Here is a 9,159-nt window from a genome sequence, read left to right as displayed (position 1 = left end):
CTTATTGTAGAAAATAGTGGCAGGAATCGCGGCGATAAGGCCGATTGCGGTCGCAAACAGCGCCTCCGCGATGCCGGGCGCCACCACCGCCAGCGAGGTATTTTTCGACGCCGCGATCGACTGGAAGCTCGACATGATGCCCCAGACCGTGCCGAACAGGCCGACGAAGGGACCGGCGGAGCCGACGGTTGCAAGCACCAGCAGCCGGCGTTCCAGCCGCTCGACCTCTCGCGCGATCGAAACGTTCATCACTTTGTCGATGCGCATCTGCAGGCCGGCGACGGAACGCGCGTGGCTCTCGAACGAGCGCTTCCACTCGCGCATCGCCGCGACGAAACAGGCCGCCATCGAATGGGTCGGTTTGGCCGACAGCGTGCGATAGAGCTCCTCGATCGACTCGCCCGACCAGAACGCCTGCTCGAAGCGGTCCATCGAGCGGCGGGTGCGCGCATAGAGGAAGATCTTGTCGATGGCGATCGCCCAGACCCACACGGAGCAGGCCAGAAGCCCCAGCATGACCCCTTTCACGATCCAGTGAGCCTGCCAGAACAGCGCGATCAGCGACACGTCGGCGGAAGCAGCAACCGGAAGGGCTGACTGAGCCACGTCGGCCGGATTCATAAGCAGTATCCTCTCAAGGCGATCGTTCCATATCCTCCGGGAGCAAAATGGCTGCCGGTCCCCCAAGGCCGCGCGGGTCGCGCGCAGCTCACAAGCCTGCGCAAAGCCTTGTCTTTTTGGATTGCAGCGGCCCGTCCAAAGCCGGCCGTCTGCTTTCCCTGCCAAGATGTCAAAACTAAGGGCCTCGACTAAGCCTTTGGGCGCGACTTACCAGCTTTTACCAGACCCCGACGATGGTTAATGCGGGGTTACCGCAGCCGAATTTGGCTCCTGGAAAGGCAGGCGACGCAGGCGGTTGGCCGGGGATGGCCTTCCGGCACGCGACCAGACGTTGCTGCCAGACCCGGGTCGAGGTCGGTTCCCTCCCCCTTGCGGACAGGGCTAGGGAAAGGTCGTCGGCCGGTCAGCCAGCCTGCCTCTATCCGGCGGAGACGGAGGAACCAGCATGCGCGCGGAAAATTGTTCCGGAGGATCATTTTCGGCGAGGTTTTCGTCATGAGCATCAACCCCAAAACAACCGCCGCCATCGGCGACCATCCGCTCCATCCGATGATCATCCCGTTCCCCGTGGCGTTCCTGGTCGGCGCGCCCATCGCCGACCTGGCCTTCATCGGAACCGGCGATGGCTTCTGGGCCCGGGCCGCGATGTGGCTGATCGGCGCCGGCATCGTCATGGCGCTTGTCGCCGCCATAGCCGGTTTCACTGACTTCCTGAGCGAGTCCCGCATTCGCAGCCTCAACGACGCCTGGTACCACATGACCGGCAACCTTGCGGCAGTCGTGCTCGCCCTGGTCAACTTCTACATCCGTTATGCGCAAGGAGCTGAGGCGGCGGTCAAGCCGTGGGGCGTGGTGCTGTCCCTGATCGTCGTCGGCATCCTCCTGTTCACGGGATGGAAGGGCGGGGAGATGGTCTACCGTCACCACGTTGCGGTGATGGACGCACCGGGCCAGACGAGTTCGGAGCCTGTCACGCCGGACCACGGCGGCGAGAGCCACCGGCACGCCGCCTGAACGGGACAGGTCAGACGTAGAGGCAACTGGCGTCGCCGGGGGCGACTGGACGCGACGACGCCCCCGTTCGTCTTGCACGAGCCGCGACGCGCTCATGGGGTTCATCCCGCCCATATCCCGTATCGACGCCGACCCGCGTCCACCGCCATCCTACGCTCGTGACGACGCGCGACCGCCCCTCGCATCGGGTCGGGACGAAGCATAGTTTCGTTAAATCAGATTTTCTGTGAGTCGAATGTTTACGACAGCCCGTTGACCGGGATCATGCATATTTTGCCCGATGCCTCCGTCTGGTGGTATCCGTTACCAACAACGACTCGAGCTGGCATCGACGGCTCTTCCCGGGGAGGTTCAATTGAAAAAGCGAAGAACAGGCGCGCGATGGGTCATCCTCGCGTTCGCATCGATCAGCCTCGTTTGGGGCAGCGCCGTGCGCGCGGCCTCGGTTGCGCCTGTCGCCGCCGAAAACGGCATGGTGGTGTCCGCACAGCATCTGGCAACCGAGGTGGGCGTGGATGTGCTCAGGCGCGGCGGCAATGCAGTCGATGCCGCAGTGGCGGTCGGATATGCGCTCGCCGTGGTCTATCCGGCGGCCGGCAATCTCGGCGGCGGCGGCTTCATGACGATCCAACTCGCCGACGGTCGCAAGACCTTCCTGGATTTCCGCGAGACGGCGCCGAAGGGCGCCACCCCCAACATGTATCTCGACACGGACGGCAACGTCATCAACGGCATCTCGACCAAGGGGCACCTGGCCGTGGGTGTGCCAGGATCCGTCTCGGGCATGGAATATGCGCGCGAAAAGTACGGCACCATGAAGCGCGCCGACCTGCTCGCCCCCGCGATCCAGCTTGCCGAGCAGGGCTTTGCGCTGGACCAGGGCGACATCGACTTACTGCGTACCGCCACCGCGGATTTTCAGGACGATCCCCCGTCGGCCGCGATCTTCCTCAACAACGGCCAGCCGTTCGAAGTAGGGCAGAAGCTGGTGCAGTCGGAGCTCGCCAAGACGTTGCGCGAGATCAGCAGCAAAGGCACCGACGGCTTCTACAAGGGCTGGGTCGGCAACGCCATCGTGGCATCGAGCCAGGCGGGCAAAGGCCTGCTGACGCAGGACGACCTCGACGGCTACAAGACGCGTGAGCTCGCGCCCGTCGAATGCGATTATCGCGGCCATCACGTGATCTCCGCGCCGCCGCCGAGTTCGGGCGGCGTCATCATCTGCGAGATCCTGAATATCCTGGAAGGCTATCCACTGAAGGAGCTGGGCTACCACTCCGCGCAGGCCGTGCACGTCCAGATCGAAGCCATGCGCCACGCTTACGTGGACCGCAACAGCTACCTCGGCGACCCGGACTTCGTGAAGAACCCGCTGGGCCGCCTCCTCGACAAGAATTACGCGACCAGGATCCGTGCCGTGATCGATCCGAACAAGGCCGCCGTCTCCAAGGACATCAAGCCGGGCGTCGCGCCGCATGAGGGCAGCAATACCACGCACTATTCGATCGCGGACAAATTCGGCAACGCGGTCTCGGTGACGTACACGCTGAACGACTGGTTCGGCGCCAAGGTGACGGCGGCCAAGACCGGCGTCCTGCTGAACGACGAGATGGACGACTTCACCGCCAAGGTCGGCGTCCCGAACCTGTATGGCCTGGTGCAGGGCGAGGCCAACGCTATTGCTCCCGGCAAGCGTCCACTGTCCTCGATGAGCCCGACCATCGTCACCAAGGACGGCAAGACGGTCATGGTGGTGGGCACGCCCGGCGGCAGCCGAATCATCACGGCTGTCTTGCAAACCATGATCAATGCGATCGATTACGACATGAACGCGCAGGAGGCCGTCGACATGCCGCGCATCCACCAGCAATGGCTGCCGGACCTGACCAATGTCGAGAACTATGCGCTGTCGCCGGACACCCGCAAGATTCTGGAAGGCATGGGCCACAAGTTCGGGCCGCCGCAACCGGCGAACCATCTCGCGGTCATTATCGTCGGCGCCCCGTCACTTAACGGCAAGCAAGTCGGCAACAACCGCTACTACGGTGCGAACGATCCACGCCGCAACTCGGGGTTAGCCGCCGGATATTGAGAACGTTGGAGGGTGGGTCCGCGCAAAGCGCGGCCCGATGACAGGCTCCGGCGTAACCCACCTCTTCCGTGACAACAAAAATGGTGGGTTACGCTTTGCGAACCCACCCTACAGGACTATCGTTCGACGGAAAGTGGCGAACTGAAAACGTCGCTATGCAGCTTGTGCCGCGCGCGAGGGTTATTTCATCGGGCGATCGGCAACACACTCTATTGTCTTTGCCCGTAAGCCGCGTGACAGTGCCGGAGTGGGCCGCCCGTCAGACAACCGATAGTAGTGCCTGGCGAACTGCCCGACGACCTCGTACGGGAGATCCGCATGGAACAGATTCTGATCAACCTCGTCTCAGGCGCGCTTGGTGGAATTGGCGCGGGCAAGTCTTCGCCGACATTTGATCTCGGAATGGCCGGAAACATCATTTCGGGTCTGGTCGGCGGCGGGGTGCTCGGCCAGGTCATTACGTTGCTGCTTCCGTCCATCATGGCCGCGGCACAATCTGGAAACTTGAGCGTTGGCGGCATCGTGTCACAAATTGTCGCCGGTGGTGCCGGCGGGGCGATACTCACCGCGATCATTGGAGCCATCAAGAACAAGGCTGCCGCCTGATCGGTGAGGCAAGGGCCACGGCCTCACCACTTCTCCTTTGAGGTCCGCACGTCGAGCTCGAACGACCAGGCGCGTTCGGGCTGGCGATAGAGGAAGGCGAAGGCGTCGGCGATGCCCTCGATGCTGATCAGGCTATCCTGGCGGCTCGCCGCATCCGGAAAGCGCGTCATGATCTTGTCACCGCCGATCGCACCGTCGACCACGACATGGCCGACGTGGATGCCATCGGGCGCATACTCCTTGGCCATCGCCTGCGCCAGCGTGCGCAGGCCCGCTTTCGCCGAATTGAACGCGCCGAAGCCTGAGCGACCGCGCAGCGAGGCGCTGGCGCCGGTGAACAGCAGCGTGCCGGTTTTCTTCGGCGCCATGCGGCGCACCGCCTCGCGGCCGAACAGGAAGCCGCCGAAGCAGATCACGCGCCAGGCCTTCTCGAAGTAATCGGCCTCCATCTCGGTGATCCTGCCGGGCGTGTTGTTGCCCGCGTTGTAGATGGCGAGATCGGGCTCCTCGCCCGCAGCATCGAACAAAGCAACGATGTCGGCCTCCTTCGTCGCGTCCGCGACGAAGGGCACTGCCGCGCCACCAGCCTGTTCGATATCGCGCACAATGGCCTGCAATGCGGACAGCGTTCGGCCGGCGACGATCACCTTGAGGCCATCGGCCGCAAAGCGCTTGCAGAGCTGCGCACCAAGCCCGCGGTCCGGACCGACACCGATCACGATTGCCGTCTTCATTGCACCCTCCGAGGATTGGATACCGACGCCGTCTCAATCACCGTCCGCGCTCAGCACATTGCCGAATTGCTCCCACGAGCTTCCGCTCTACCAAAAGGTTCCTAAATAGAACCATTGAATTAATCGGTGAACTGTAGGGCTAGAATGCGCAGATCGCAATGCTCAATACCTTTCATTCCATTTTGGAATTTTATATTCTAGCGCGATGAACGCGTTGGAAATTCAGCTCTTTCGAGGATCGGACGGATGCGGTGGGATTCGCTTGAGCAGGAACAGTGCTCGGTCGCAAGGACAGTGGCCGTCATCGGAGATCGCTGGAGCCTCCTGATCCTGCGCGACTGCTTTTTGCGCGTGCGCCGGTTCGAGGAATTTCAGTCACGCCTCGGCGTCACCAGGCACATCCTCGCCGACCGGTTGAAGAAGCTTGTCCGGTTCGGCGTGCTCAGGCGCGCCCCCTATCAGGTCAATCCGACGCGGCACGAATACATCCTCACCCAGAAAGGACTGGATCTCTATCCGGTCGTGATGGCGATCGTGCACTGGGGCGACACCCACATGGTGGATGAGCGCGGCCGACCCCTGCTTCATGAGCACAAGCGTTGCGGCAAGATGTTCGATCCGGTGCTGGTCTGCTCCGAATGCGGCGAGCCGATCGTCGCGAAAGAGGTCCATGTGCATGCGGGTCCGGGCGCGGCGGAAGGCGCGGCCGAGGGGCTCGCAGCCCGCGAGGCCGCACGCGCGAAATAGCGCGGCTCGCGACGGCGAGGCTCAGGCCGCCGGCGCCTGCGCCGGGCAGTTGGTCAACCGCGCGGGATTGCCGACCGCCGTGCAGCCGTCCGGCACATCGGAGGTCACGACCGACGCGGCGCCGATCCTGGCGAAATCGCCGACGCGGATATCGCCGAGAACGGTCGCGCCGGCGCCGATGAAGACACCGCGTCCGATCCTGGGCGAACGCGTCGGCAATTCGCCGCGGCGGCCGATGCTGACATTCTGGAGGATCGTGACGTCGTCGCCGATCACGACATTGGCGCCGATCACGATGCCCGTGGCGTGATCGAGATAGACCGACGATCCGATGCGCGCCGCTGGATGGATGCTCACCTGCAGCGCGTTGGACGCCTCGTTCTGAAACAGCAGCGCCGCATCAGCGTGGCCACGAATCCAGAGCCTGTTCGAGACGCGCCAGGCCTCGAGCGCGACATAGCCCTTGAAATGCAGCAGCGGCGGCAACAGGCCGACGACGGCGGGATCGCGGATCGCAATGGTTTGCAGGTCACGGCTTGCCGCCTCGATCAGGTCCGGCTGCTCGCGGAAGGCGTCGCTCGTGAACGCCGTGAAGCGTGCACGCGCGGCGGCGCTGCCGCCAAGCCGGCGCCCGATCAGATCGGCCAAGGCGGCGGCGAAATCATCATGTGCGAGAATGGCCCCCGCCAGGGCCGCGCCGAAGACAGGATCGGCCGCGGCCGCGCGTTGCGCCTCGCCGCGGATCGCGTGCCAGAGGCTGTCGCTCGCCATGATCGAAGCTTCCGCCATCGCCGCCTCCGGTGCGCCCTGGTCTGCGACGGCGAATATAGGGAAGCCGCGTTAGGGAGCCAATCGTGCCGGAACGCGCGTACCCTCGCGCTCGCGGTTTCGCTGAGCGCGTAGAGCCAACCGCACAGCGCAACGAGCGCGGGCAGGACGTAGAGTGCGAAATCGCGGAGCAGGATCATGGATCGAGGCTCGCTCTCGCAAACGAGGTCGCGCGCCCAAGTGCGAGTGCAGCGAGCTGGTAGATGATGAGGCTGAGATAGAGCCTCCAGGACTCGCCGACTTGCCGGTGCGGGTAGAACTGAACCTCCGTCGGCCATCCATTGAGGAACGCGATCGCCATCGGCACAGTGCTCCCGAACCGATCGAACAACGCCGACACGCGCGCGAGCAGCGCGATGCGCTGTCCGGTCTGGTTGCGTTCGGCATCGGTCATGGTGACACCTGTCCACGCGGAAAGCACGTTGTCAGGACTTGGTCGCGCGTCGCGCGGCCCGGCTTCTACGGCACCTTCTGGTCCTGCACATGCCCGTAGACCACACCGCAGAACGCACGCTGGCCCGGGCACCGGCCAAAATGACAATCCGGATCAAGCGCGCAGCCGCCATAGACGAGACCGATATAACCCAGCACCGCGAACGCGGTGATGCCGAGCAGCAATCGGGTGTGGAGGTCCATGAGCCGTGTCGTTCAGGAGTAAGCTGTGCGTGCCGGGAGCGGCAGGCGTAAGCATTAATATAGATGACTGGGCCACAGTTCGAAGGTCGGGGCAATGACGTTTCCGCACCGTCATGGCCGGGCATAGCCGTCCGAAGGACGGCGTCGCTTCCGCTTGCCTATCCCGGCCATCCACGCCTTGCCCCGCGGCGCGAAGAACGTGGATGCCCGGGACAAGCCCCGGGCATGACGAACCCTCGTGGTTCTGGAGAAGCGACGGTCCCCGAAAACGCGACCGCCCGCCTGCGGGATGCGCAGGCGGGCGGCTCGGGGCCATCAGGACTTTGGGGGCATGCGCCTGAAGGCTTTGAGAGAGGCGGCGTTCGAGATCAGCCCTGCGGCGGCTGATCGGTCGGCGGCGGCGTCGGACGGGTCCGGTGCTGCGCCATGAACTGGTCGAACTCTTCCTTGTCCTTGGCGTGACGCAGGCGGGTCAGGAAATCCTTGAACTCGCGCTGCTCTTCCTCGAGCCGCTGCAGGGTTTCGGCGCGGTACTCGTCGAAGGCGCGATTGCCGGAGGAAGGCGGGCCAAAACCGAAGCCGAAGCCGCGGCGCTCCATGCGGTCGCGCATGCGGTCCATCTTGTACTGCATCCGCTCCATCTTGTTCTGCCAGCGATCCTGGTTACTCCAGCACGACATTCTTCTGCTCCCGAGTGTGAAAAAGAGAAGGGCAAGTCCGATCGGCCACCAGATGATGAAGCCGAGGATGGTCACGGCGATCCAGCCGGGATGCCAGGGCGTGTCGAGCATGTGGGGGCGGTCGTAGGGTTGTTCCGAAGGGCCGCGCCATCGATTGACATCAGCGGTGTAGGCCATTTCCCATCTCCATCACGGCATCAGCGCCGTTGTGAATGTAAATAACATTTACATAGCTAGACCATCCCGCATTTTTGTCAAGCCGGCCACCCGACAGGCCCGCCGATTTATTTGCGCAATTTTATTTCGGCTTGCCCCAAGGGCCGCCGGGGGGAACGCCAGAACCGGAGGACGCCTCCGGTGGCACGGGCGGCGGCTCGGCGCTCTTCGCCGCAGGGCGGCGGTCGGTCGGGAAGCCGAGCCCGCGCAGATAGATCAGCACTTCGGCTTCGAGGAGCTCGTCCGGCGACATCGGCAGTTTTCGCCGCGCGGCATCGCCGCGCGAGAACAGCGACGCCACGCCATGCGACATCGACCAGATGTGCAGCGCCATCATCATCGCCGGCGGGCGCGGCGTACCGGGCGGTGCGAGTGCCGCGAGCCGCTCGGCCGCGGCGCGAATGATATTGAAGGCGCGCTCGCTCGCAGCCTGGAGCGCGGGATTGGCATCGACCGGCAGGCCCGACTCGAACATCGCGTTATAGAAGGCGGGCTCCTCGCGGGCAAAGGCGAGATAGGCTCTGCCGACGCGCTCGAACGCGGTGACCGTATCAGGCCGGCCGTCGTCCCATGCCGCGGTCAGGCGCGCCTCGAACTGCTCGAAACCGCGCTGCGCGATCGAGGACAACAGCTCGTCGCGATCGCGGAAATGCCGGTAAGGCGCCGCCGCGCTGACGCCAGCCATGCGCGCGGCATCAGCGAAGGTGAAGCCGGCCGCGCCCTTCTCGGCGATCAGCCCGAGTGCAGCCTGCAACAAGGCTTCCTTCAGATTGCCGTGGTGATAGCCGCGCTCGGCGCGGCGCTCCTTGCGCCAGCTCATGTGAACGGCTTTTACATGAGCCGCGCGCGCAGGTCACTAGCGGGAACGGGGTGTGATTAACCCGTACTTCCCGCAGTCATTCCGGGGCCAGCACACCGTCATTCCTGGGCGGCTCGACGGGACCGCGCGAGGCGCGGCCCGGAGAGCCGAACCCGGAATCACTGA

Annotated in this window: 11 protein-coding genes; 4 read left to right on the top strand and 7 right to left on the bottom strand. The window is 64.2% G+C overall.

Translation table 11 applies throughout. The annotated features are described in order from the left end of the window. A partial coding sequence (gene tolQ / locus AYJ54_RS19650; protein ID WP_245329079.1) for a protein TolQ occupies positions 1-621 on the bottom strand: 621 nt, incomplete at its 3' end. Positions 622-1,116: 495 nt separating this feature from the next. Here tolQ and AYJ54_RS19645 point away from each other — a divergent pair. The 3 genes from AYJ54_RS19645 (at position 1,117) to AYJ54_RS19635 (ending at position 4,333) form a co-directional block, all read left to right on the top strand. Next, the gene (locus AYJ54_RS19645; RefSeq protein ID WP_063701272.1) at positions 1,117-1,635 is read left to right on the top strand and encodes a DUF2231 domain-containing protein; all 519 of its coding nucleotides are present in this window, start codon (positions 1,117-1,119) and stop codon (positions 1,633-1,635) included. A 355-nt stretch (positions 1,636-1,990) separates the two neighbouring features. After that, positions 1,991-3,727, top strand: coding sequence for a gamma-glutamyltransferase (ggt, locus tag AYJ54_RS19640; protein ID WP_136623811.1), 1,737 nt, complete (start codon positions 1,991-1,993; stop codon positions 3,725-3,727). Between the two features lie 318 nt (positions 3,728-4,045). After that, positions 4,046-4,333 (top strand): hypothetical protein, encoded by a 288-nt coding sequence (locus AYJ54_RS19635; protein WP_063701269.1) that lies wholly within the window; start codon positions 4,046-4,048, stop codon positions 4,331-4,333. A gap of 23 nt (positions 4,334-4,356) precedes the next feature. Here AYJ54_RS19635 and AYJ54_RS19630 read toward each other — a convergent pair whose 3' ends face one another. Continuing rightward, positions 4,357-5,067, bottom strand: coding sequence for an SDR family NAD(P)-dependent oxidoreductase (locus AYJ54_RS19630; protein ID WP_063701266.1), 711 nt, complete (start codon positions 5,065-5,067; stop codon positions 4,357-4,359). 246 nt (positions 5,068-5,313) lie between these two features. On the opposite strand from AYJ54_RS19630, the gene AYJ54_RS19625 reads away from it, so the two are divergent. Then, positions 5,314-5,814, top strand: a complete 501-nt coding sequence (locus AYJ54_RS19625) for a winged helix-turn-helix transcriptional regulator (RefSeq protein ID WP_063701264.1) — start codon at positions 5,314-5,316, stop codon at positions 5,812-5,814. A 21-nt stretch (positions 5,815-5,835) separates the two neighbouring features. On the opposite strand, the gene AYJ54_RS19620 is transcribed toward AYJ54_RS19625, so the two are convergent. The 5 genes from AYJ54_RS19620 to AYJ54_RS19605 all read right to left on the bottom strand — a co-directional run bounded on the left by AYJ54_RS19620 (position 5,836) and on the right by AYJ54_RS19605 (position 8,994). Further along, complete coding sequence (locus AYJ54_RS19620; protein WP_063701261.1) at positions 5,836-6,603, bottom strand: serine acetyltransferase domain-containing protein; 768 nt, start codon at positions 6,601-6,603, stop codon at positions 5,836-5,838. Between the two features lie 175 nt (positions 6,604-6,778). Further along, complete coding sequence (locus AYJ54_RS19615) at positions 6,779-7,036, bottom strand: hypothetical protein (protein ID WP_063701258.1); 258 nt, start codon at positions 7,034-7,036, stop codon at positions 6,779-6,781. Positions 7,037-7,101: 65 nt separating this feature from the next. Continuing rightward, entirely contained in the window at positions 7,102-7,278 is a 177-nt protein-coding gene (locus AYJ54_RS51335; protein WP_201724225.1) for a hypothetical protein, read from the bottom strand. Positions 7,279-7,646: 368 nt separating this feature from the next. Continuing rightward, a complete protein-coding gene (locus AYJ54_RS19610) occupies positions 7,647-8,135 on the bottom strand; it encodes a DUF2852 domain-containing protein (RefSeq protein ID WP_063701255.1) in 489 nt (162 codons plus the stop codon). A 121-nt stretch (positions 8,136-8,256) separates the two neighbouring features. After that, positions 8,257-8,994, bottom strand: coding sequence for a TetR/AcrR family transcriptional regulator (locus tag AYJ54_RS19605; RefSeq protein ID WP_063701252.1), 738 nt, complete (start codon positions 8,992-8,994; stop codon positions 8,257-8,259). Positions 8,995-9,159: the final 165 nt, after the last annotated feature.

It is taken from the genome of Bradyrhizobium centrolobii, from assembly GCF_001641635.1.
Classification (GTDB): Bacteria; Pseudomonadota; Alphaproteobacteria; order Rhizobiales; family Xanthobacteraceae; genus Bradyrhizobium; species Bradyrhizobium centrolobii.
This window is presented reverse-complemented; position numbering and strand designations above follow the sequence as displayed.

What these genes read in the sequence shown, in the direction of transcription:
- AYJ54_RS19620 (WP_063701261.1), bottom strand. Translation starts at nt 6,603, where the DNA reads ATGGCGGAAGCTTCGATCATGGCGAGCGACAGCCTCTGGCACGCGATC.
- AYJ54_RS19645 (WP_063701272.1), top strand. Translation starts at nt 1,117, where the DNA reads ATGAGCATCAACCCCAAAACAACCGCCGCCATCGGCGACCATCCGCTC.
- AYJ54_RS19605 (WP_063701252.1), bottom strand. Translation starts at nt 8,994, where the DNA reads ATGAGCTGGCGCAAGGAGCGCCGCGCCGAGCGCGGCTATCACCACGGC.
- AYJ54_RS19610 (WP_063701255.1), bottom strand. Translation starts at nt 8,135, where the DNA reads ATGGCCTACACCGCTGATGTCAATCGATGGCGCGGCCCTTCGGAACAA.
- AYJ54_RS19635 (WP_063701269.1), top strand. Translation starts at nt 4,046, where the DNA reads ATGGAACAGATTCTGATCAACCTCGTCTCAGGCGCGCTTGGTGGAATT.
- AYJ54_RS51335 (WP_201724225.1), bottom strand. Translation starts at nt 7,278, where the DNA reads ATGGACCTCCACACCCGATTGCTGCTCGGCATCACCGCGTTCGCGGTG.
- AYJ54_RS19630 (WP_063701266.1), bottom strand. Translation starts at nt 5,067, where the DNA reads ATGAAGACGGCAATCGTGATCGGTGTCGGTCCGGACCGCGGGCTTGGT.
- AYJ54_RS19625 (WP_063701264.1), top strand. Translation starts at nt 5,314, where the DNA reads ATGCGGTGGGATTCGCTTGAGCAGGAACAGTGCTCGGTCGCAAGGACA.
- AYJ54_RS19615 (WP_063701258.1), bottom strand. Translation starts at nt 7,036, where the DNA reads ATGACCGATGCCGAACGCAACCAGACCGGACAGCGCATCGCGCTGCTC.